Genomic DNA, 21,926 nt, shown 5'->3' with positions numbered 1-21,926 from the left:
GGCGTACTCCTTAACTCTGCGCGGCTTTACGGGGGATAAATTCATTGGCAACCGCTTCGCCTTGCTGATGCAGAGGCTGCGGCTGCGGAATTTCCGGGATGGCGACGTCCAGATGCGGGAACAGCAGTTCGCCCACGTTGTAGGCTTCTTCCAGATGCGGATAACCGGAGAGCACAAAACTGTCGATACCCAGCGCCGCGTACTCATTAATACGTGCGGCGACGGTCGGGCCATCACCCACCAGGGCGGTTCCCGCGCCGCCGCGCACCAGCCCGACGCCTGCCCACAAGTTAGGGCTGATCTCCAGTTGATCACGCTTACCGTTATGCAGCGCGGCCATCCGGTGCTGACCGACAGAATCCGTTCTGGCGAATGCGGCCTGTGCTTTGGCGATCGTATCGTCATCCAGGTGAGCAATCAGGCGATCGGCCGCACGCCAGGCCTCTTCATTGGTTTCACGCACAATGACGTGCAGGCGGATGCCGAAACGGATTTTACGCCCGCGAGCCGCCGCTTTGGCGCGTACCTGTTCAATTTTCTCTTTTACCTGCGCAGGCGGTTCGCCCCAGGTGAGATAGAGATCGACCTGCTCAGCGGCGAGATCCTGCGCGACATCCGATGAACCGCCAAAATAGAGCGGTGGATACGGTTGCTGAATGGCAGGGAAGAACAGTTTTGCGCCACGAACATGAATATGTTTACCGTTGAAGTCCACCGTCTCGCCTTGCAGCAGGCGTCGCCATACCTGCGTAAACTCGGATGAGGCTTCATAGCGTTCGGTGTGGTCAAGGAAGACGCCGTCACCGGCCAGTTCCTGCGGATCGCTACCGGTAACCAGATTAAACAGCGCGCGGCCATTGGAGAGTCTGTCCAGCGTTGCGGCCTGACGGGCGGCAACCGTTGGCGACGTGACGCTTGGGCGCAGGGCGACCAGGAATTTCAGTCGCTGTGTGACCGGAATCATTGAGGCGGCAACCAGCCAGGCGTCTTCGCAGGAACGCCCGGTTGGGATCAATACGCCCGTAAAGCCCAGGCGGTCCGCCGTTTGCGCGATTTGTTGCAGGTAACTGTGATCGACCGGGCGCGAGCCTGCTTCGGTTCCCAGATAATGCCCGTCACCGTGGGTAGGTAAAAACCAGAACATATTCAGGCTCATAATTTTGCTCCTTCTTGTTGAGTGGGCTGCCAGATACGCTGGCGAATATCAATTTTTTTCGGCACCAGACGGTTGTCGTAAAACAGATCGGCGGTTTGCTGCTGCAAGGTAGCGACAGAGGCGCTCACCGGCGTAATGGTGGTTGGCGGGCGATGATCCAGATAGGTGGCAATCACCGGTTCAGGCAATCCCATCGTTTTTGCCAGCAGGGTGATACTTTGTTCACGCTGGCTTATCGTTAACGCATCGGCCTGACTGAAGGTGTCCAGAACGCCCTGAATGAAGCTGCCGTTCTTTTCGGCATAAGGGCGCGCCGCCAGATAGAACGAACCGGTTTGTTTCAGGTCGGTCCCGTCTTTCAGGACGCGAACGCCACCCTGCAACAGCGCAGCGGAATAGTAAGGGTCCCAGATTGCCCACGCATCGACATTCCCTTGCTGGAACGCGGCGCGGGCGTCTGCTGGCGTCAGGTATGTGGCCTGGATATCGGTAAATTTAAGTCCGGCCTGTTGCAGTGCGCGCAGCAGCAGATTGTGCGAACTGGAACCTTTCTGGAAGGCGACTTTGTGTCCTTTCAGATCCGCGACGGTTTTTATCGGACTGTTTTCAGGGACGAGAATGACCTCGGCTTTTGGTTTGGGAGGCTCAACGCCAACATAAACCAGGTCCGCCCCGGCAGCCTGCGCAAAAATAGGGGGGATATCGCCGGTACTGCCGAGATCGATACTGCCGACATTCAATGCCTCCAGCATTTGCGGGCCTGCCGGGAACTCAACCCAGGAGATTTTGGTTTGCGGGTAACGCTTCTCCAGCAGTTGGTGGCTTTTCGCCAGCACCATACTGATGCTGCCTTTCTGATAGCCGATGCGCAGTGCGTCAGGCGCTGACTCTGCCGCGTGTGACCAGGCCGAAAGCGAGAGCAATCCGGCCAGCGCCAGCCATTGAGGACGATGTCTGAAAAATTTAAACATGGGCAACGCCTCGTGGTGAATGAATGACGGGAACCGGCACATCGCGGCGGTGCAACGCTTGCCAGAATGTTTCAAGCGCGCTGTCAAGGCGATGTTGTAAATTAGGGGTGAACTGCGGTTTATGCTGGTAATCAATCACCTGAGAATCGTCGGCAAACACGCCGTGCAGGATCTCTTGTGCTTTCAGCGCGCTCAGCACCGGCTTGAGCGCGTAGTCAACGGCCAGTAAATGGGCGACAGTACCGCCGGTTGCCAGCGGTAATACGGCTTTGCCTTCCAGCGCTCGTTCAGGAAGCAGGTCGAGCAACGTTTTTAACGCCCCGGAATAGGCGGCTTTATAAACCGGCGTTGCGACGATCAGCCCGTCTGCATCCTGTAATTGTTCTATAAATGTTTTTAACGCCGGGCTGTCGAAACGCGCATATAGCAAGTCTTCGGGGTCAAAGTTATGCAAATTCCAGTGGCTGACTTCGACGTCCAGACTGTTCAGTTTTTCCCGGGAATATTCCAGTAACGCACTGGAACGAGAGGGAAAGCGTGGGCTTCCCGCCAGAGTGATGACGCGCATAATCTCAATCTCCCCTTATAACCAATTATTCGATTTTCATTAACATTGATAACAATTTGTGCAGTCTGACAGAGAGATTTTGTTTACCGAAATGATTTATGCGGGATAGAAAAGTTGGAAATTGAATAAAAAGAGGACAACAAGGAAAACGATTGCTATTTATTGCCGCAAGTCAATTCCCTTTTCGCTGGATATCGCACATAATACGCCCCCGGTCTGCACACCGGGAATCCAGGAGAGTTCATGTACTACCCCTTCGTTCGTAAAGCCCTTTTTCAGCTCGATCCAGAGCGCGCTCATGAATTTACGTTTCAGCAATTACGCCGTGTAACAGGCACGCCGCTGGAAGCGCTTGTCCGACAGAAAGTCCCTGCGAAGCCAGTAAGCTGCATGGGGCTGACATTTAAGAATCCGCTCGGCCTTGCTGCGGGTCTGGATAAGGACGGAGAGTGCATCGACGCTCTGGGCGCAATGGGATTCGGATCGATTGAGATCGGAACCGTGACGCCGCGCCCTCAGCCAGGTAACGATAAGCCGCGCCTTTTCCGCCTGGTTGATGCCGAAGGGTTGATCAACCGGATGGGCTTTAATAATTTGGGCGTTGATAACCTGGTAGAGAATGTCAAAAAAGCGCATTTCGACGGTATCCTCGGAATTAATATCGGCAAAAATAAAGATACGCCGGTAGAGAATGGCAAAGATGACTATCTGATTTGTATGGAAAAAATCTATGCATATGCCGGTTATATCGCCATTAATATCTCTTCGCCAAATACCCCAGGGTTACGTACGCTACAATATGGCGAGGCGCTGGATGATTTGCTGACGGCAATTAAAAATAAGCAAAATGATCTCCAGACGATCCACCATAAATATGTTCCGATCGCGGTAAAGATCGCCCCGGATCTTTCTGAGGACGAATTGATCCAGGTGGCCGACAGTTTAGTTCGCCATAATATTGATGGTGTGATTGCGACAAATACGACGCTCGATCGTTCTCTGGTTCAGGGAATGAAAAATTGCGATGAAACGGGTGGTTTAAGCGGTCGACCATTACAGTTAAAAAGTACAGAAATTATTCGCCGACTGTCCCAGGAATTGAAAGGACAGTTACCGATTATTGGCGTCGGCGGGATAGATTCTGTCATCGCGGCGCGTGAGAAGATGGCTGCTGGCGCTACGCTGGTACAAATTTATTCCGGCTTTATTTTTAAAGGCCCGCAACTGATTAAAGAAATCGTTACCCATATTTGATTCTTTTCTCTCATTATCAGACAACCAGGGCTTTATTTCCGGCCCTGGTTGTTTTATATTCCTTCATTGTTGCTTATTTAAACATTTTAGGCTTTGCTTATTAAGGTAATAAACGAAGCGGTGAAAAAGGACATTTTTGCAACAGGGTGATGGAAACGGGAGAGAGTACAATGCGAATTAAACCTGACGATAACTGGCGCTGGTATTATGATGAAGAGCATGACCGAATGATGCTCGATTTAGCCAATGGCATGTTATTTCGCTCGCGCTTTGCTCGCAAAATGCTCACGCCGGATGCATTTTCGCCGTCTGGTTTTTGTGTCGATGATGCCGCGCTCTATTTCTCTTTTGAAGAAAAATGTCGCGATCTCGAATTATCGAAAGAACAAAAAGCGGAACTGGTGCTCAATGCGCTGGTGGCGATCCGTTATCTGAAACCACAGATGCCAAAAAGCTGGCATTTTGTCGCACACGGCGAGATCTGGACGCCAACGGTGGGTGATGCCGCCTGCGTGTGGCTTAGCGATACCGAAGAGCAGGTGAATTTACTGGTGGTTGAGCCGGGTGAAAACGCGGCGCTGTGCCTGCTGGCCCAGCCCGGTGTCGTCGTGGCTGGACGCACTATGCAGCTTGGCGATGCGATTAAGATCATGAACGACAGACTGAAGCCGCAACAGCGACTCGCCAGCTTCAGCCTTGAACAAGCGGTTTAATTTCCCAGCCTGAGCGCGGTTTTTGGCACGCAGCTACAGCTAAGAATCGTTCCGTCATCGTTAATCGCTGATTTTTTCAGCGGACTCACTTCGCCTTCCAGCAGCGTTATCCGGCAACTGCCGCAGATCCCGGCCCGACATGAATAAGGGATGCGGATACCCTGATTCTCCAGTTGTTCAAGCAGCACCTGTTGGTTATTCCCACGAAAGGTTTGCCCCTGCCAGTCGATAGTGACTGTTGTATCAGGCTGTTTTTCCGGCGCCACCGCATCATCAGAATTTGCGGCGCCATAAGGTTTGGCGGGGGCGGTTGCGAGAATGTCAACCTCATCGCCTACGCGAATGACGCCGCTGTTACGCGCAATCAGGTTCTGCCCGAAATCAACATCGCCGTTGTCCTGCGCCGTGCGAAAGGTTTGCAAGGTTGCCAGCGGCTCACCCGTTGGGTGCTTTTGCCCTTTCTCAGGGCTGACGGTGGTGAAAATACAACGGCTGCATGGTTTTGCGACATCAAAGACGACGTCGCCGATACGAATGACCTTCCAGGTGTCTTCTTCCCAGGGCGCCGCGCCGGAAACGACCAGATTGGGGCGAAACTGTTCTATTTTCACGCCAGCCGGGCAACGCTGCTGTAAGTCGCGCAGTGAGGCCTCGTTGGCCAGCAGAAAGGGATAACCATCGGCAAATGACAACGGCACATCGTCGCGGCGTTTGACTCTGCGCGTAAGTTGGGAGCCGACCCAGCGTAATTGCACGTCACGGGAAAAGAATCCGCTTAACCACTGATTTATCGCGTCCGGGGCGATACGGGCAGTAAAATGGTTTCCCCAGACTTCGGTTGGCGCATCCTGCGCGGCGAAATCAGCAAAGCGTACCACCACGCTGCTGCCATCCGGGGCGCTAAGATGTAATCCGTCGTGTAGCGGAGAAGGCGTAAAGCGCACCATTTGCGGAAACTGGCGGGCGGTAATAAAGGTGCCATCAGGTTCAGTAACCATAAAGATACGATCGAAAGCCAGGCCACTGATGTCTGCCAGCGCATGCGTCAGGCCGATGCCGCGCATCGATTTGACCGGATGAATAAAAAGCCGGGTTAACGTCACCACTGTACAGCCCTCGAACGAAAATAAGCTTTCAATCTTATGACATGAGCGCCAGATTAGCTATATAAGCCCCATCCTTCACGCTTGTCGCTGCGAGGCAACGCGAAAGATTTTGTGTATAATGCGCAGCAATTTTCTTAGAGTAAAAGTGACAATATGAATTCTCTGTTTGCCAGTACGGCCCGCGGGCTGGAAGAGCTGTTAAAAACTGAACTTGAAAACCTGGGCGCTGCGGATTGCCAGGTGGTTCAGGGTGGTGTCCATTTTCAGGGCGACACGCGGCTTGTGTACCAGAGTTTAATGTGGAGCCGCCTGGCCTCGCGCATTATGCTGCCGATGGGAGAGTGCAAGGTCTACAGCGATTTAGACCTGTACCTCGGCGTGCAGGCAATCAACTGGACAGAGATTTTTAATCCAGACGCCACCTTTGCCGTACATTTTAGTGGGCTGAACGACACCATTCGCAACAGCCAGTATGGTGCAATGAAAGTAAAGGATGCGATTGTTGATGCGTTCACGCGTAAAAACCTGCCGCGTCCTAATGTCGATCGTGAATCTCCAGATATTCGCGTTAACGTCTGGCTGAACAAAGACACTGCCAGCATTGCCCTCGATCTGAGCGGCGATGGTCTGCACCTGCGCGGCTATCGCGATCGTACCGGTCTGGCACCAATTAAAGAGACGCTGGCGGCGGCCATCGTGATGCGTTCCGGCTGGCAGCCGGGAACGCCGCTGCTCGACCCGATGTGTGGTTCCGGTACGCTGCTGATCGAGGCCGCAATGTGGGCGACCGATCGCGCGCCGGGTCTGCATCGTGGTCACTGGGGCTTTAGCGGCTGGGCGCAGCATGATGAGGCTATCTGGCAGGAAGTCAAAGCAGAAGCGCAAACCCGCGCCCGTAAAGGGCTTGCGGAATATAGCTCGCATTTTTATGGTTCTGACAGCGATGCCCGCGTGATTGAACGTGCGCGCAGCAACGCCCGTCGCGCAGGCATCGGTGAGTTGATTACCTTCGAGGTAAAAGATGTCGCCCAACTGAGCAACCCGCTGCCGAAAGGGCCGTACGGTACGGTAATCAGCAACCCGCCGTATGGTGAGCGTCTGGACAGCGAACCGGCGCTGATTGCGCTGCACAGCCTGCTGGGGCGCACCATGAAAAATCAGTTCGGCGGCTGGAGCCTGTCGCTGTTCAGCGCCTCGCCGGATCTGCTGAACTGCCTGCAACTGCGCGCGGATAAGCAATTCAAAGCCAAAAACGGCCCGCTGGACTGCGTGCAGAAAAACTATCATCTGGCGGAAAAAACGCCAGACAGCAAGCCTGCGACGGTGGCGGAAGATTACGCCAACCGCCTGCGCAAAAATATTAAGAAGCTGGAGAAATGGGCGCGCCAGGAAGGGATCGAATGCTATCGCCTGTATGATGCCGATCTGCCGGAATACAATGTGGCGGTCGATCGCTACGGCGAGTGGGTGGTGATTCAGGAATATGCGCCGCCGAAAACGGTTGATGCGCAGAAAGCGCGTCAGCGTCTGTTCGACATCATCGCCGCCACGCTGTTGGTACTGGAGATGGCGCCGAATAAACTGGTGTTAAAAACCCGTGAGCGGCAGAAAGGCAAAAGCCAGTATCAAAAGATGAACGAGAAAGGTGAGTTCATTGAAGTCAGCGAATATAACGCGCGTTTATGGGTTAACCTGACCGACTATCTTGATACCGGTCTGTTCCTCGATCACCGTATTGCGCGCCGGATGCTGGGTCAGATGAGCAAAGGCAAAGATTTCCTTAACCTGTTCTCCTATACCGGCAGCGCCAGCGTACATGCTGGGCTGGGCGGCGCACGCAGCACCACTACGGTGGACATGTCGCGTACCTATCTGGAGTGGGCTGAACGTAACCTGCGTCTGAACGGGCTGAGCGGCCGTGCGCATCGCCTGATTCAGGCCGATTGCCTGGGCTGGCTGCGTGAGGCGAATGAACAGTTCGATCTGATTTTTATCGATCCGCCGACGTTCTCCAACTCAAAACGGATGGACGAGTCGTTTGATGTGCAGCGCGATCACCTGGTGTTAATGAAAGATCTGAAACGTCTGCTGCGCAAAGGCGGCACGATCATGTTCTCCAACAACAAACGCGGATTCCGTATGGATCTGGACGGCCTGGCGGCGCTGGGACTGAAAGCACAAGAAATTACGCAAAAAACGCTTTCTCAGGACTTTGCCCGTAATCGTCAGATCCACAACTGCTGGCTGATTACCGCAGCCTGAAAGGAAAAGTAAATGTCATTAATCAGTATGCATGGCGCATGGCTGTCGTTTAGCGACGCGCCGCTTCTCGATAACGCAGAGCTGCATATCGAGGATAACGAACGCGTGTGCCTGGTGGGCCGTAATGGCGCCGGGAAGTCAACGCTGATGAAGATCCTCAACCGCGAACAGGGACTGGATGATGGACGCATCATTTATGAGCAGGATCTGATCGTCGCGCGTCTGCAACAGGATCCGCCGCGTAATGTCGAAGGCAGCGTTTATGATTTTGTTGCGGAAGGGATCGAGGAGCAGGCTGAATACCTGAAACGTTACCACGATATTTCCCGCCTGGTGATGACCGACCCCAGCGATAAAAATCTCAATGAGATGGCGCGGGTGCAGGAACAGCTCGACCACCACAACCTGTGGCAACTGGAAAACCGTATTAATGAAGTGCTGGCGCAGCTTGGGCTCGATCCTAACGCGGCGCTCTCTTCGCTTTCCGGCGGCTGGCTGCGTAAAGCGGCGCTGGGCAGGGCGTTGGTCAGCAACCCTCGTGTATTGTTGCTGGATGAGCCGACCAACCACCTGGATATTGAAACGATCGACTGGCTGGAAACGTTCCTGAAATCTTTCAACGGGACGATTATTTTCATTTCCCACGACCGTTCGTTTATCCGCAATATGGCTACCCGCATCGTCGATCTCGATCGCGGCAAACTGGTTTCTTATCCGGGAGATTACGATCAGTATCTGCTGGAGAAAGAAGAAGCCCTGCGCGTGGAAGAGTTACAGAATGCTGAGTTCGATCGCAAACTGGCGCAGGAAGAAGTCTGGATCCGCCAGGGCATTAAAGCGCGCCGTACCCGCAATGAAGGTCGCGTACGTGCTCTGAAAGCGATGCGCCGCGAGCGTAGCGAACGCCGTGAAGTGATGGGGACGGCGAAGATGCAGGTCGAAGAAGCGGCCCGCTCCGGCAAGATTGTTTTCGAAATGGAAAACGTCAGCTATCAGGTTGACGGCAAGCAGCTGGTAAACGATTTCTCCGCGCAGGTGCAGCGTGCCGACAAGATTGCTTTAATTGGCCCTAACGGCTGCGGGAAAACCACGTTGCTGAAACTGATGCTGGGTCAGCTTCAGGCGGACAGCGGACGTATTCATGTCGGCACGAAGCTGGAAGTGGCTTATTTCGATCAGCATCGCGCGGAACTGGATCCCGATAAAACCGTGATGGATAACCTTGCTGAAGGTAAGCAAGAGGTGCTGGTTAACGGTAAGCCGCGTCATGTGCTGGGCTATCTTCAGGACTTCCTGTTCCATCCTAAGCGCGCCATGACGCCGGTTCGCGCCCTGTCTGGCGGAGAACGTAACCGCCTCTTACTGGCGCGTTTGTTCCTGAAACCCAGCAATTTGCTGATTCTCGATGAACCGACTAACGATCTGGACGTTGAAACGCTGGAGCTGCTGGAAGAGTTGATTGACGGCTATCAGGGAACTGTCCTGCTGGTGAGCCATGACCGTCAGTTTGTGGATAACACCGTGACCGAGTGCTGGATCTTCGAGGGCGGCGGTAAGATTGGTCGCTATGTCGGCGGATACCATGATGCGCGTGGTCAGCAGGAACAGCATCTGGCGTTTAAACAACCCGTCGTCAAGAAAACTGAGGAAGTGGTTGCCCCGAAAGCAGAAATTGTAAAGCGCGGCAGTAACAAACTAAGCTATAAACTGCAACGCGAACTGGAACAGCTCCCCCAGTTACTGGAAGAGCTGGAGGTCAAACTGGAAGCGTTGCAGGCGCAGGTGGCGGATGCCGCCTTTTTCAGCCAACCGCATGATCATACGCAAAAAGTTCTGGCCGATTTGAGCCACGCAGAGCAGGAACTTGAACAAGCCTTTGAGCGCTGGGAGTATCTTGAAGCCTTGAAGAATGGCGCATAATTAAAGGAGCGCATATGTGCGAACATCATCATGCTGCGAAGCACATTTTATGCTCGCAATGTGACATGCTGGTGGCGTTGCCCCACCTTGAGCATGGGCAGAAAGCGGCATGTCCAAGATGTGGCACAACGCTGACGACCGAGTGGGACGCGCCAAGGCAGCGTCCCACCGCCTATTCGTTAGTGGCGTTGTTTATGCTGCTGCTTTCCAATCTTTTCCCTTTCGTGAATATGAACGTCGCGGGTGTGAGGAGCGAAGTCACGCTGCTTGAAATCCCCGGCGTCATGTTTTCGGAAAATTACGCCAGCCTTGGCACCTTCTTTTTGCTGTTTGTCCAGCTGGTTCCGGCTTTTTGCCTGGTGACGATATTATTGCTTGTGAATCGTGTCGAATTGCCGCTACGTGTGAAAAAGGTTCTGGCGCGCGTGCTGTTCCAGCTAAAAACCTGGGGAATGGCGGAGATCTTCCTCGCAGGCGTGCTGGTCAGTTTTGTTAAGCTGATGGCTTACGGGGATATCGGGGTTGGAAGCAGTTTTATTCCGTGGTGCTTCTTCTGCATCCTGCAATTGCGCGCGTTTCAGTGCGTCGATCGCCGTTGGTTATGGGACGATATTACGCCGATGCCTGTGCTGGCGCAGCCGCTGAAACCTGGCGTTACCGGCATCCGCCAGGGACTGCGTTCCTGCTCCTGCTGTACGGCCATTCTCCCGGAGAATGAATTAGTGTGTCCGCGCTGTCATGCAAAGGGTCATGTGCGACGCAAAAACAGCCTGCAATGGACGCTGGCCCTGTTATTTACGTCGATCATGCTTTATCTGCCCGCGAATATCATGCCGATCATGATTACCGATTTATTGGGATCGAAGATGCCTTCTACGATCCTCGCCGGGGTCGTTTTGCTCTGGAGTGAAGGGTCTTATCCGGTGGCGGCGGTTATTTTTATTGCCAGTATTATGGTGCCAACGCTAAAAATGATTGCGATTGCCTGGCTGTGCTGGGATGCGAAAGGGCATGGCACACGCGACAGTGAAAGAATGCACCTGATTTATGAGGTGGTGGAATTTGTTGGCCGCTGGTCAATGATTGATGTGTTTGTAATTGCCGTACTCTCTGCGCTGGTGCGCATGGGGGGGTTAATGAATATTTATCCAGCGATGGGTGCATTGATGTTTGCTTTAGTCGTCATTATGACAATGTTTTCTGCGATGACCTTTGATCCGCGTCTGTCGTGGGATCGTGAACCTGAACCAGGCCATGAGGAGTCCTGACAGTATGGAATCTAAAAATGGGGAAGCCAAAGTGCAGAAGGTAAAAAACTGGTCTCCCGTGTGGATATTCCCTATCGTCACTGCGCTGATTGGGGCATGGGTGCTGTTTTATCACTACAGCCATCAGGGGCCTGAAGTCACCTTGATCACCACGAATGCTGAAGGTATTGAAGGCGGTAAGACCACCATCAAGAGCCGTAGCGTGGATGTGGGGGTGGTGGAAAGCGCGACGCTGACCGACGATCTTACGCATGTAGAGATCAAGGCCAGACTGCATTCCGGCATGGAAAAACTGCTGCACAAAGATTCGGTCTTTTGGGTGGTGAAACCGCAGGTCGGGCGTGAAGGGATCAGCGGCTTAGGCACGTTGCTGTCCGGGGCTTATATTGAGTTGCAGCCGGGGACGAAAGGTAACAGGCTGGAGGATTACCAGTTGCTGGATTCCCCACCTCTGGCGCCGCCAGATGCAAAAGGCATCCGCGTTATTCTTGACAGCAAAAAAGCCGGGCAGCTCAGTCCGGGCGATCCGGTGCTTTTCCGTGGCTACCGCGTTGGCTCGGTTGAAACCAGCACCTTCGATCCGCAAAAACGCTCCATCAGCTATCAACTCTTCATTAATGCGCCAAACGATCGCCTGGTGACCAGCAACGTCCGCTTCTGGAAGGACAGCGGTATCGCGGTGGATCTGACTTCCGCCGGTATGCGGGTTGAAATGGGATCGCTAAGCACGCTGTTTGGCGGTGGCGTGAGCTTTGACGTGCCGGAAGGGCTTGAACTGGGGCAGCCGGTTGCGGAAAAAACCGCTTTCAGCCTGTATGACGATCAGCGAAGCATTCAGGATTCGCTGTATACCGACCACATCGACTATCTGATGTTCTTCAAAGATTCGATTCGCGGCCTGCAACCGGGCGCACCGCTGGAGTTCCGCGGGATTCGTCTGGGGACGGTCAGCAAAGTGCCTTTCTTTGCGCCGAATATGCGTCAGGTATTTAACACTGATTACCGTATTCCGGTGCTGGTACGCATTGAGCCGGAACGCCTGAAAGCACAATTGGGTGAAGAGACGGATGTCGGCGCGCATCTGGCCGAACTGCTCAAACGTGGCCTGCGCGGTTCACTGAAAACGGGCAATCTGGTGACTGGCGCGCTGTATGTTGATCTGGACTTCTATCCGAAAGAGCCGCCAATTACGGGCATTCATGAGTTCAACGGTTATCAGATCATCCCGACGGTAAGCGGCGGTCTGGCGCAAATCCAGCAGCGTCTGATGGAAGCGCTGGATAAAATTAATAACCTGCCGCTGAACCCGATGATTCAACAGGCGACCAATACGCTGTCGGAAAGCCAGCGGACGATGAAGCATCTGCAAACCACGCTGGATAATATGAACAAGATTACCTCCAGCCAGTCGATGCAGCAGCTCCCGGCGGATATGCAGAACACCTTGCGCGAACTGAACCGCAGCATGCAGGGCTTCCAGCCTGGCTCCGCGGCGTATAACAAGATGGTGGCGGATATGCAGCGTCTTGATCAGGTTCTCCGCGAACTGCAACCGGTATTGAAAACGCTGAACGAAAAGAGCAACGCGCTGGTATTTGAAGCGAAGGACAAGAAAGATCCAGAGCCGAAGAGGGCGAAACAATGAAAAAGTGGCTAGTGGTGATGATGGCGTTCTGGTTAACGTCATGTAGTAGTAGCGGAGAAAACAAGAGCTACTACCAGCTACCCGTCGCGCAAGGGGGCGTACAGAGTACGGCAAGCCAGGGAAACCGCTTATTGTGGGTGGAACAGGTTTCGGTGCCGGACTACCTGGCGGGCAACGGCGTGGTGTATCAAACCAGTGATGTGCAGTACGTGATTGCGAGTAACAATCTTTGGGCCAGCCCGCTGGACCAGCAGTTGCGCAATACGCTGGTGGCGAATCTGAGCGCCCAGCTTCCGGGCTGGGTGGTTGCCTCACAGCCGCTGGGCAGCGTGCAGGATACGCTTAACGTGACGGTGACGGGATTTCATGGCCGTTATGATGGCAAAGTTATCGTAAGCGGGGAGTGGCTACTGAACCATCAGGGGCAGTTGATTAAGCGCCCATTCCACATCGAAACCGCGCAGCAGCAGGACGGGTATGACGAAATGGTCAAGGTGCTGGCAGCCGCCTGGAATCAGGAAGCCACCGCTATCGCTCAGGCGCTGAAGCAAATACCATAAGTTAAAAATATTGTAAATTTAACCGCTTTCGGCACGTCGCCGGGGGCGGTTTTTTTGTTTTTCTGCCCGGTGAAAATAGCTGTTCTGGCTCACAATTTTTGTACAAATGATTTATTGAGTAGCTCACAAATATGACAATGGCGTGAATTTTGCGCATTGACGGGACAACTTTTTCGCGGTATTCGTTTACTGTGATTGCACATTTCGTAATCACTGTTTTCTTTTCCACCAGACATGAAGATGAGGGAAACGAGGCATGAAGAGACAAAAACGAGATCGCCTGGAACGGGCACATCAACGTGGATATCAGGCCGGCATTGCCGGACGCTCAAAAGAAATGTGTCCCTATCAGACGCTGAATCAGAGGTCGCACTGGCTGGGAGGTTGGCGAGAAGCCATGGCGGACAGGGTAGTAATGGCCTGATTCTGTCTCTTTAGAAAAAAGAAACCTCCGCACTGCGGAGGTTTCGCCTTTTTACAGGCAGGTCAGATAACGTGGTTATGCTGCCATCCGGCAATGACGCCGTGCTTGTGGCAACGCTTATCAGACCTGGAGATGTCCGCGATCAGAACGCTGACGTGTCCTGGAACAGACCTACTTTCAGGTCGTTGGCGGTGTAGATCAGACGGCCATCAACCAGAACTTCGCCATCCGCCAGACCCATGATCAGACGACGGTTAACGATACGTTTAAAGTGAATACGGTAGGTCACTTTCTTCGCGCTTGGCAGAACCTGACCGGTAAATTTCACTTCACCTACGCCCAGCGCACGGCCTTTACCTTCGCCGCCCAGCCAGCCGAGATAGAATCCAACCAACTGCCACATTGCGTCCAGACCCAGGCAGCCCGGCATAACCGGATCGCCGATAAAGTGGCATCCGAAGAACCAGAGATCTGGATTGATATCCAGCTCAGCTTCAACATAACCTTTGTCGAAGTTACCGCCAGTCTCTGTCATTTTGATGACACGGTCCATCATCAGCATGTTTGGTGCCGGCAGTTGTGGGCCTTTAGCGCCAAACAGTTCACCGCGACCAGAGGCAAGAAGGTCTTCTTTTGTATAGGATTCGCGTTTATCTACCATGTTCTCTGTAAGCCTTATTTTATTGAAGCACGCAGGATAGCTAACACGTGTACGCTGAACAAGTCCGATCAGTTCGGTATAAACCAGTTTAGCCAACGTAGCGGCCAGGGAAAACGATGACGTCCTTCCTGTTGTGTAGCCTGGGCAATACGTTCCTGGATGGTCTGCATCAATGTTGTCTGACCTTCGCCATCCCACACCAGATTAAGCAGAAGCGGCAGTGCGTCTGTTACGTCGTCTACTGCCCAGATGCTGAATTTCTCTTCTTCCACGGCCTGCAACAGCGCAGGCTGGAGGCTGAGGTGTCTTACGTTAGCTGCCGGAATAATAACGCCTTGTTTACCCGTCAGTTCACGCTGCTGACAAATTGTGAAAAAGCCTTCAATTTTTTCGTTCAGGCCGCCAACAGGCTGGGCGCGTCCAAACTGATCGACGGAACCGGTAATCGCGATATTTTGATTTACCGGCACATTGGACAGAGCGCTGATCAATGCACACAGTTCTGCCATTGAGGCGCTGTCGCCATCCACTTCACTATAGGACTGTTCAAAGGTCAGCGAGGCGGAGAATGGAATTTGCTGTTCAAGCTGTAGTTCCGACATCAGGAAAGCCTGCATGATCATCATCCCCTTGGCATGAATGTTACCGCCAAGCTCGGCTTTTCGCTCGATGTCCGTGAATTCACCGTCGCCAATATGAACGACGCAGCTGATGCGTGAAGGCTCGCCAAACGCGCGCGGATGGCCGGGAAATTCAATGACGGAAAGAGCGTTAATCTGACCAATGCGCTCGCCTTCCGTTTCAATCAGGATCTGCTCTTGCAGGATTTCGTCCTGCATGCGCTCCGCAAGATAGCCTTCACGCCATTCGCGTTGGGCAAGCATCAGGGCGAGCTGTTCGGCGCTGCATGTCCCGTCTTGGCACAGCGGCGCGGCTTCTCTGAACTGGCGGGAAATCCATAGCGGACACAGTGGAAGCGTGTCCTGTTCTCCCGTGTAGCGAACGGCTTCGCGTACCAGCACTTGCCAGGCATCAGGCGTTGGCGCTGGCAGATTATTGCGTTTAAGCGTGTGCTGAACCCACTGACACCACTGGGTCATGGTTTCGGCATCCACTATTTGCAGATTGTCTTCAAATTCGCTGTAAATCGCCTGTTCAGCCAGTTCCGGCTCCATTTCCTGGAAGTCAGCTAACGATTCACGCTCGCCAACCAATACGACTTTCAGCTTGAGCGGCATAGACGGCACAGAGACCGGCAACGGACGCGACTCGTCAAACGCGACCCAGTCGAATCGGTTATGGCTGACAATCGCCTTCAGACGCATCCACAGCAACGGCTGCGCCAGAAGGGTACGTAAGGAAATCACCAGAACGCCGCCGTTAGCCTGATGCACCAGACCCGGTTGCAGCGTAATTTCGCCGTTAAACTGGCGCAGACAGCCAAACAGCTGTTCGGCTTCAACCCAGTCAGCGCTGACAACCTGCGCCGACGTGGCAAAATTGTCTTCTGCTTTTTCTGCTGCGCGATAACGGATGGTGTGGCCCGAAATTTCGTAATGGCCCCCGGTCAGCTGACCGGCATCGGCTTGCAACGTTCTGGCCGCATCAGAAAGGAGAGTGAGATACTCGGGCTCTTCCGGCGCTTTCGCCAGCATAAAAGAGGACGACGCCCAGGGCTGGAGAAGTTGCTCCAGCGCAAATTGCAGTCGCGGTTGAGTATCGCTGAGTAGGGTGGCGCTTTCGTCAGTAAAGTGTGGCTGTGCAAATATTTCCTGATAACTGTCGGTATCAGGAACCAGATCACGCCATGCAAGTTTCGTAATGGTCAAAGTTGAGGTTTTTTAGTCTGTTGTAAAAAACGCGATTATACCGTAACAGGCAACGCTGCACACGCGGAAAGCGAATGTAAACGTGCAGGATGACGCGTGAGAGTTCACAGGCTGGATATTCTTTTCTTCAGATGCCCAAAAAACTGATATTCTGATAGGAGTTACACGGTAACGTTGAGAGCGCAATGAAATATCAACAACTTGAAAACCTTGAAAGCGGCTGGAAATGGAAGTATCTGGTGAAGAAGCACCGCGAAGGGGAGTTGATTACCCGGTACGTGGAAGCCAGTGCTGCCAAAGAAGCCGTTGATTTGTTGCTAACCCTCGAAAATGAACCGGTTCGGGTAAATGCCTGGATTGAAGAGCATATGAATCCTGCGCTGTTAAACCGTATGAAGCAGACCATACGAGCACGGCGTAAACGACACTTTAATGCCGAGCATCAACATACGCGCAAGAAGTCTATCGATCTGGAGTTTATTGTCTGGCAGCGTCTGGCGGGACTCGCGCAGCGACGTGGCAAAACGCTTTCAGAAACGATTGTGCAGTTGATTGAAGATGCGGAACATAAAGAGAAATATGCCAGCAAGATGTCGACCCTGAAGCAGGATTTGCAGGCATTACTGGGGAAAGAGTAGCGGTTTGTTTCTTCTTTCTTCTGGTTTCAGACGAAAAAAACCCCGCAGTGCGGGGTTTTTTATTAGACGGGAACTTAAGCCTGCGGCTGAGTTACAACGTCTTTAACGCCTTTAACTTCGATCTCAACGCGACGATCCGGGGCCAGGCAGTCGATCAGTGCAGCGCGAGCTTTCACGTTGTCACAGGTGTTGCCAGTAACCGGGTTGGATTCGCCCATACCGCGTGCGGAGATTTTGTCAGCCGGGATACCTTTGGAGATCAGGTAATCAACAACAGACTGAGCACGTTTTTCGGACAGACCCTGGTTGTAAGCGTCGGAACCGATACGGTCAGTGAAGCCCAGAACCACGACGGAACCGTCTTTCGGGTCCAGGTTGCTCAGCTGGCTGTACATCTGATCCAGAGCCTGCTGGCCTTCTGGTTTCAGCGTTGCTTTGTTGAAGTTGAACAGAACGTCAGACTTCAGAGTGAAGTGCTTGGTCTGTACTTCTGGAGCCGGTGCCGGAGCTGGAGCAACCGGAGCTGCTTCTTCCTGCTGGCCGAAACGGTAGGAAACACCAACGCTCAGCAGGCCGTTATCTGGACGACCGCCAACGGTGTTTGCGTCGCCGATGTTGTTAGTCCACTGGTATTCCAGACGGGTAGCGATGTCACGCGTTACAGCGTACTCTACGCCACCAGCGAATACTGGGGAAACACCGGTATCGTGATCTTTGAAGCCAGTGTTGTTCTGAGCGTCTGCGCGCCAAACCATACCACCCAGACGGGTGTAGACATCCAGATCGTCAGTGATCGGATAACCCAGTTTAGCAGTCAGCTGAACGCCCTGAGCTTTGAATGCACCGTTTTGAGTGTTGCCTTTGTATGGCATACGACCTAACCAGTCGTAACCCATTTCAAAACCAACGTACGGGTTTACCTGATAACCACCGAACGCACCGGCACCCAGTTGGCTTTCATGGGTCGGGCCGTTGTTGTCGATCTGGTTGTTGCCAACATCATGGAACTGAGACCAGCCCAGTTTGGCACCAGTGTACCAGGTGTTATCTTTCGGAGCGGCCTGCGCTACGGTAGCGAAACCAGCCAGTGCCACTGCAATCGCGATAGCTGTCTTTTTCATTTTTTGCGCCTCGTTATCATCCAAAATACGCCATGAATATCTCCAACGAGATAACACGGTTAAATCCTTCACCGGGGGATCAGCTCAATAGTTACTCTACCGATATCTGCGGCTTATGCCGAGCACCCCTGGCGATGTAAAGTCTACAACGTAGTTGAAAACTTACAAGTGTGAACTCCGTCAGGCATATGAAAAAAAAAGGCTTGTATACATAATATTTAACATTTCCTGCTGAGAAATCGCTCAGCGAAAATCGCGGAAACCGCTTCTGACAAGCATTCACACACAAAAAGTATTAAGCTTCAGAGCAGATGAAAGAGCAGAAAAAAAATTCCAGGATAAATCCTAATTTCACTCAATGATATAAATTTGAGTGAATTTTTAGCCCGGAATGGTGTCTCGTGGCATGAGCGTGTGCGCTCACAGGACGCATGATAAATCCCATCGCATTTCCCTCATCTGCCGCTTGCGCAAGCCGGGTGTGTTCTTCTTCGCTAAGCTCATCCGCCAGCCAGCCGATAACGACGCTGTAGTTGCCCGTCCGCAATGCGCGAATCATCGACTCCAGCGTATGGCATGGAGAAAGTTGGCTGATCTGCATCACTTTTGTTAAAGGCAGCCCCGCAGATTGAACCCATTCCCGGCTCAGCTTTTGTTGCGGCGTCAGCCAGAGCTGCCAGCGTGATTGCTGACCTAATTGTTGCAGCAGCGGTAAAAGCAGTAATTGCGTCATCATGGGCTGGTCCTCGCGATAGACCACTTCGCTAATAAGCCCGGCGGTGGTGTTCTCTGAAGAGACGCGCGCAATGCTGCCCGCAGTGGAAGAGAACAACGAAGAACGATTTGCATAGCCTGAAGTGTACATAATCAATCCAGCCCTGTGAGTTACTGTATGGATATACAGTAACCCTACCGCCAATAAAGATCAACCCTATTTTCGGAAACAGACTCGCAATTTTTATCTGTTGTCGCCGTAAAAATGAAATTCATCTTGCTCACTGAGAATAAGTTGCCTATTTTCGTCATTAACGGATCTGTTACTGCAAATCATTCTTTTACTTTATGATTTAAAAGGGATTTTATGAAATTACGTTCCTATGACAAGATCTATAAATCACAAGAATATTTAGCCTCTCTGGGCACGGTTCACTATCGTTCGCTGTTTGGTAGCTACAGCCTGACAATCGAGGATACGGTGTTTGCGATGGTGGCTGAGGGAGAGCTATACCTGCGCGCCTGTGAGCAAAGCGTCGCGTACTGCGTGAAGCATTCCCCCGTCTGGTTAACATTTATGAAACGTGGCCGTCCCGTTATGTTGAATTATTACCGGGTGGATGAAAGCTTATGGCGCGATCAACAACAGCTGGTGCTTTTATCGCAGTATTCGCTGGATGCAGCCATAAAAGAAAAACGTACCCGTTTTTCACAACGTCGATTGAAGAATCTGCCAAACGTGACGTTTCATCTGGAGAACCTTCTGCATGAGGCCGGAATTAATGATGAAAACACATTGCGGATACTCGGCGCAAAAATGTGTTGGCTGCGGCTAAGAGAGAGCAATAAGCTGCTGACGGTGAAAACTCTCTATGCGTTAGAAGGGGCAATCGCTGGCGTACATGAAGCGGCGCTCCCGGCGGTACGCCGCCAGGAGCTTGCTGAGTGGGCGCAGTCGCTTACGCCGGAGCACCAGAAGGCGACGGCGTGATTTGCCGCTGTAAACGACCGATCTCAGGCAGTAATGCAATGAGCAGGCCGACTTGTTGCACCACCAGGGGTTCTTTACTGTCTGGTTTTGGCTCCAGGTGCTGAATCCGCTCTTTCAGGCTTGCCAGCTCCTGGTGAACGCGCTGTTCATCGGCGGGTTGATGGTGAAGCGCATCATCGACATAACACACAGCATCATCCAGCAGCGCCAGAACATCCGGGTTGGTGAGCTGTTCGCGATGCGCGCCCAGAGCAGAGATATAGCTGGTAAAGGTATGATTGAGGCAGAGTAACCGAAACGCCGCCTCACGAGTTTCGGCAGTGACATCGGGTTCGCTGGACATATTCGACACCACCGAGGCCAGCTCGGCATCACGGTTGTGGGCGTCACGGCGGGCAATGCGGTAGGCCAGCCGGTTATCACGCCCCTGATGATACTGCTCAAGGATCGCGTCCAGGTAGCGGCAGTTCGCATCCGTGGCCCGTTGCAGGACACACGGCAGGTTACGAAAGCGCCAGTCGGGCCAGATAAAGCTGACGGCGGCCCACGCGATCGCACAGCCGATCAGCGTATCGATCACGCGCGGCAAGGCAACTTCGAAGCCTTCACCCAGCAGGTTAAAACAGAGTAGCACCAGCAGGGTGATGAACATCGTCGCATGGGCATACTGTACGTTTCGAAAAGCAAAAAACAGGACGCCGGTGATGACCAGCAGTATCAACTGGCCTTCAAGCGAGGGGACAAACCACAAGATTGGTATACCAATGGCGACGCCGACCAGCGTCCCGATGACTCTCAGCGCCAGCCGGTGCCGCGTGGCGTTATAGTTAGGCTGGCAGACGAACAGGCTGGTGAGCAGGATCCAGTAACCGTGAGTCATGCCGGTAATCTGGATCAGCGCGTAACCGACGCAGAGCACCAGCGACATACGCACCGCGTGGCGAAATAGCGCTGAATCGGGAGTGAAGTTACGGCTCAGACGTAGCCAGATATCACTGAATCCGTGAGGACTGTCGTCGGCAAGCAGGTTTTCTGATTCGCTGCGCGGCATTGCCTGCGCCTGCTCGGATTCAATCGTCGCCAGTTGCGCATCAATCGCCCGCAGATTGGACAATAAAAAACCCAGTGTTTTGAGTAAGTCAGCGGATGCTCCAGCGGCGCGCATACGTTCGAGCGCCGCATCAATATGGGTAAACGCGCGCTCAAAGTGTGGATCATGCTGATAAGGCGTACGCAGTAATATACAGCGTGAGAGCTGCATACAGGCTTGCCCCTGCATCGACATCAGGCGCTGGAAACGGAACATCACGTCGCTGTGGCGGAAATGATCGCGCAACGTCTGATACTGAATATGCGATGAGCTTGCACGCTCGTGAATATCCTGCGCGACAAAATAGTAGTGCAGCGTGCGACGGGTTCCCCGTTGCCCCCGGTCGCCGCGTAAGCGGGTAAGAAGAGAGACTTTCGTCTGATTCAGCGTCGCCATCAGTTGTCCGTTGGCCAGCGCTAAATCATACAGCGGCGCCTGGCTTTCATCCTCGATATCCGGGTCAAACAAGCGCGACTTCAACTCCAGGTAGCGTGCCAGCTGTTCGTAGCTGCGCGCCAGATTATCCTGTAAGGGGCGAATCGGGAAGAGCAGATGCCCGGTCAGCGTCAGCAGGTTGTACCATACGGCGCCAGCAAGGAGCAGAATGGGCTGTTGATACCACTGGTCGTAAAGCGAGGTGCCCAGCATCGTGTAAATAGCGATAAGCAGCGCCCCGAAAGCAATGGTGGCGTAACGCTGCCCTAAACCGCCGAGCAGAATGAATCCGCTGGTAGAGAGCGTTAATCCAATCGCGAACAGCCACGGCCAGGGAAAGAGCAGTTCCACGGAAGCGGAGGCGATAAAAAAACAGATTAATGTGATGATTAAATTGCGTAGACGCCCGGTGAGACGATCATCCAGATCGGTCAGGGCGGCGGCGACCATACCGAGCGTTAACGGTATGGTGAGTTTGACATCGCCCAGCCACCAGGGCAGGGCCGTTGTGCCGCACAGCGCGATAAAAATGCGAACGTAATACAGCCAGGTGCTGTTCCAGGTATAGCGTTTGAGCAAGGGACTTAACATAAAGGCCAT

Annotated in this window: 19 protein-coding genes; 10 read left to right on the top strand and 9 right to left on the bottom strand. The window is 53.2% G+C overall.

The genetic code is table 11. The features are described 5' to 3' along the window. Positions 1–10 precede the first annotated feature (10 nt). Genes ssuD through ssuE form a run of 3 tightly spaced genes read right to left on the bottom strand, consistent with a single transcriptional unit; the run spans position 11 to position 2,695 of the window. The gene (gene ssuD / locus OGX80_RS10255) at positions 11–1,156 is read right to left on the bottom strand and encodes an FMNH2-dependent alkanesulfonate monooxygenase (RefSeq protein WP_114848413.1); all 1,146 of its coding nucleotides are present in this window, start codon (positions 1,154–1,156) and stop codon (positions 11–13) included. Continuing rightward, positions 1,153–2,127 carry a sulfonate ABC transporter substrate-binding protein gene (locus tag OGX80_RS10250; RefSeq protein WP_012132981.1) on the bottom strand — a complete coding sequence of 325 codons (975 nt, stop codon included), beginning with the start codon at positions 2,125–2,127 and terminating at the stop codon, positions 1,153–1,155. The genes ssuD and OGX80_RS10250 overlap by 4 nt, the downstream gene beginning before the upstream one ends. Next, positions 2,120–2,695: an NADPH-dependent FMN reductase gene (gene ssuE / locus OGX80_RS10245; protein WP_012132980.1), complete on the bottom strand. Its 576-nt coding sequence runs from the start codon at positions 2,693–2,695 to the stop codon at positions 2,120–2,122. Before ssuE ends, OGX80_RS10250 begins: the two co-directional genes overlap by 8 nt. A 243-nt stretch (positions 2,696–2,938) precedes the next feature. Here ssuE and pyrD point away from each other — a divergent pair, with 243 nt between their 5' ends. Both pyrD and zapC read left to right on the top strand, forming a co-directional pair. Next, entirely contained in the window at positions 2,939–3,949 is a 1,011-nt protein-coding gene (gene pyrD / locus OGX80_RS10240; protein WP_049009865.1) for a quinone-dependent dihydroorotate dehydrogenase, read from the top strand. Between the two features lie 170 nt (positions 3,950–4,119). After that, positions 4,120–4,662, top strand: a complete 543-nt coding sequence (zapC, locus tag OGX80_RS10235; protein WP_024130474.1) for a cell division protein ZapC — start codon at positions 4,120–4,122, stop codon at positions 4,660–4,662. Here the strand turns inward: zapC and OGX80_RS10230 are convergent. After that, on the bottom strand, positions 4,659–5,768 hold the full coding sequence (locus OGX80_RS10230) for a YcbX family protein (protein ID WP_115181754.1): 1,110 nt from the start codon (positions 5,766–5,768) through the stop codon (positions 4,659–4,661). The two genes, zapC and OGX80_RS10230, sit on opposite strands and share 4 nt — an antisense overlap. Positions 5,769–5,921: 153 nt before the next feature. Between OGX80_RS10230 and rlmKL the strand changes: the two genes are divergently transcribed. The 6 genes from rlmKL to rmf all read left to right on the top strand — a co-directional run bounded on the left by rlmKL (position 5,922) and on the right by rmf (position 13,847). Further along, positions 5,922–8,030, top strand: a complete 2,109-nt coding sequence (gene rlmKL, locus OGX80_RS10225) for a bifunctional 23S rRNA (guanine(2069)-N(7))-methyltransferase RlmK/23S rRNA (guanine(2445)-N(2))-methyltransferase RlmL (protein WP_058668971.1) — start codon at positions 5,922–5,924, stop codon at positions 8,028–8,030. A 12-nt stretch (positions 8,031–8,042) separates the two neighbouring features. Further along, positions 8,043–9,950, top strand: coding sequence for an ABC transporter ATP-binding protein (locus OGX80_RS10220; RefSeq protein ID WP_115181753.1), 1,908 nt, complete (start codon positions 8,043–8,045; stop codon positions 9,948–9,950). 14 nt (positions 9,951–9,964) lie between these two features. After that, the gene (gene pqiA / locus OGX80_RS10215; protein WP_047457723.1) at positions 9,965–11,218 is read left to right on the top strand and encodes a membrane integrity-associated transporter subunit PqiA; all 1,254 of its coding nucleotides are present in this window, start codon (positions 9,965–9,967) and stop codon (positions 11,216–11,218) included. A gap of 4 nt (positions 11,219–11,222) precedes the next feature. Next, positions 11,223–12,863, top strand: a complete 1,641-nt coding sequence (gene pqiB / locus OGX80_RS10210) for an intermembrane transport protein PqiB (protein WP_047457720.1) — start codon at positions 11,223–11,225, stop codon at positions 12,861–12,863. After that, positions 12,860–13,423, top strand: a complete 564-nt coding sequence (pqiC, locus tag OGX80_RS10205) for a membrane integrity-associated transporter subunit PqiC (protein WP_104868829.1) — start codon at positions 12,860–12,862, stop codon at positions 13,421–13,423. Before pqiB ends, pqiC begins: the two co-directional genes overlap by 4 nt. A 256-nt stretch (positions 13,424–13,679) precedes the next feature. Then, entirely contained in the window at positions 13,680–13,847 is a 168-nt protein-coding gene (gene rmf, locus OGX80_RS10200; protein ID WP_012905338.1) for a ribosome modulation factor, read from the top strand. Between the two features lie 142 nt (positions 13,848–13,989). On the opposite strand, the gene fabA is transcribed toward rmf, so the two are convergent. Then, positions 13,990–14,508: a bifunctional 3-hydroxydecanoyl-ACP dehydratase/trans-2-decenoyl-ACP isomerase gene (gene fabA / locus OGX80_RS10195; RefSeq protein ID WP_012132970.1), complete on the bottom strand. Its 519-nt coding sequence runs from the start codon at positions 14,506–14,508 to the stop codon at positions 13,990–13,992. Between the two features lie 68 nt (positions 14,509–14,576). Beyond that, complete coding sequence (locus tag OGX80_RS10190; protein ID WP_104868827.1) at positions 14,577–16,337, bottom strand: AAA family ATPase; 1,761 nt, start codon at positions 16,335–16,337, stop codon at positions 14,577–14,579. Positions 16,338–16,522: 185 nt separating this feature from the next. On the opposite strand from OGX80_RS10190, the gene matP reads away from it, so the two are divergent. Further along, a complete protein-coding gene (matP, locus tag OGX80_RS10185) occupies positions 16,523–16,975 on the top strand; it encodes a macrodomain Ter protein MatP (protein WP_012132968.1) in 453 nt (150 codons plus the stop codon). A 74-nt stretch (positions 16,976–17,049) separates the two neighbouring features. Here the strand turns inward: matP and ompA are convergent, their stop codons facing one another. Next, positions 17,050–18,096, bottom strand: a complete 1,047-nt coding sequence (gene ompA / locus OGX80_RS10180; RefSeq protein WP_047463714.1) for a porin OmpA — start codon at positions 18,094–18,096, stop codon at positions 17,050–17,052. Positions 18,097–18,451: 355 nt separating this feature from the next. Further along, positions 18,452–18,961, bottom strand: a complete 510-nt coding sequence (sulA, locus tag OGX80_RS10175; RefSeq protein WP_012132966.1) for an SOS-induced cell division inhibitor SulA — start codon at positions 18,959–18,961, stop codon at positions 18,452–18,454. 216 nt (positions 18,962–19,177) lie between these two features. Between sulA and OGX80_RS10170 the strand changes: the two genes are divergently transcribed. Then, positions 19,178–19,801, top strand: coding sequence for a TfoX/Sxy family DNA transformation protein (locus OGX80_RS10170; protein WP_071258272.1), 624 nt, complete (start codon positions 19,178–19,180; stop codon positions 19,799–19,801). On the opposite strand, the gene yccS is transcribed toward OGX80_RS10170, so the two are convergent. Next, positions 19,770–21,917, bottom strand: a complete 2,148-nt coding sequence (gene yccS / locus OGX80_RS10165) for a YccS family putative transporter (RefSeq protein ID WP_024130467.1) — start codon at positions 21,915–21,917, stop codon at positions 19,770–19,772. The genes OGX80_RS10170 and yccS overlap by 32 nt on opposite strands. Positions 21,918–21,926 lie beyond the last annotated feature (9 nt).

Source organism: Citrobacter sp. CK194, from assembly GCF_030333395.1.
Lineage (GTDB): Bacteria > Pseudomonadota > Gammaproteobacteria > Enterobacterales > Enterobacteriaceae > Citrobacter_B > Citrobacter_B koseri.
Note: the sequence above shows the minus strand (reverse complement) of the source record. Positions and strands in the feature narration are given on the sequence as shown.

Bases quoted from the DNA above. Each gene is read 5' to 3' on its own strand.
- ssuE (WP_012132980.1), bottom strand. From the start codon at position 2,695: ATGCGCGTCATCACTCTGGCGGGAAGCCCACGCTTTCCCTCTCGTTCC.
- OGX80_RS10170 (WP_071258272.1), top strand. From the start codon at position 19,178: ATGAAATTACGTTCCTATGACAAGATCTATAAATCACAAGAATATTTA.
- pqiC (WP_104868829.1), top strand. From the start codon at position 12,860: ATGAAAAAGTGGCTAGTGGTGATGATGGCGTTCTGGTTAACGTCATGT.
- OGX80_RS10220 (WP_115181753.1), top strand. From the start codon at position 8,043: ATGTCATTAATCAGTATGCATGGCGCATGGCTGTCGTTTAGCGACGCG.
- ompA (WP_047463714.1), bottom strand. From the start codon at position 18,096: ATGAAAAAGACAGCTATCGCGATTGCAGTGGCACTGGCTGGTTTCGCT.
- OGX80_RS10250 (WP_012132981.1), bottom strand. From the start codon at position 2,127: ATGTTTAAATTTTTCAGACATCGTCCTCAATGGCTGGCGCTGGCCGGA.
- rmf (WP_012905338.1), top strand. From the start codon at position 13,680: ATGAAGAGACAAAAACGAGATCGCCTGGAACGGGCACATCAACGTGGA.
- pqiB (WP_047457720.1), top strand. From the start codon at position 11,223: ATGGAATCTAAAAATGGGGAAGCCAAAGTGCAGAAGGTAAAAAACTGG.
- yccS (WP_024130467.1), bottom strand. From the start codon at position 21,917: ATGTTAAGTCCCTTGCTCAAACGCTATACCTGGAACAGCACCTGGCTG.
- zapC (WP_024130474.1), top strand. From the start codon at position 4,120: ATGCGAATTAAACCTGACGATAACTGGCGCTGGTATTATGATGAAGAG.
- fabA (WP_012132970.1), bottom strand. From the start codon at position 14,508: ATGGTAGATAAACGCGAATCCTATACAAAAGAAGACCTTCTTGCCTCT.
- pqiA (WP_047457723.1), top strand. From the start codon at position 9,965: ATGTGCGAACATCATCATGCTGCGAAGCACATTTTATGCTCGCAATGT.
- ssuD (WP_114848413.1), bottom strand. From the start codon at position 1,156: ATGAGCCTGAATATGTTCTGGTTTTTACCTACCCACGGTGACGGGCAT.
- sulA (WP_012132966.1), bottom strand. From the start codon at position 18,961: ATGTACACTTCAGGCTATGCAAATCGTTCTTCGTTGTTCTCTTCCACT.
- matP (WP_012132968.1), top strand. From the start codon at position 16,523: ATGAAATATCAACAACTTGAAAACCTTGAAAGCGGCTGGAAATGGAAG.
- rlmKL (WP_058668971.1), top strand. From the start codon at position 5,922: ATGAATTCTCTGTTTGCCAGTACGGCCCGCGGGCTGGAAGAGCTGTTA.
- pyrD (WP_049009865.1), top strand. From the start codon at position 2,939: ATGTACTACCCCTTCGTTCGTAAAGCCCTTTTTCAGCTCGATCCAGAG.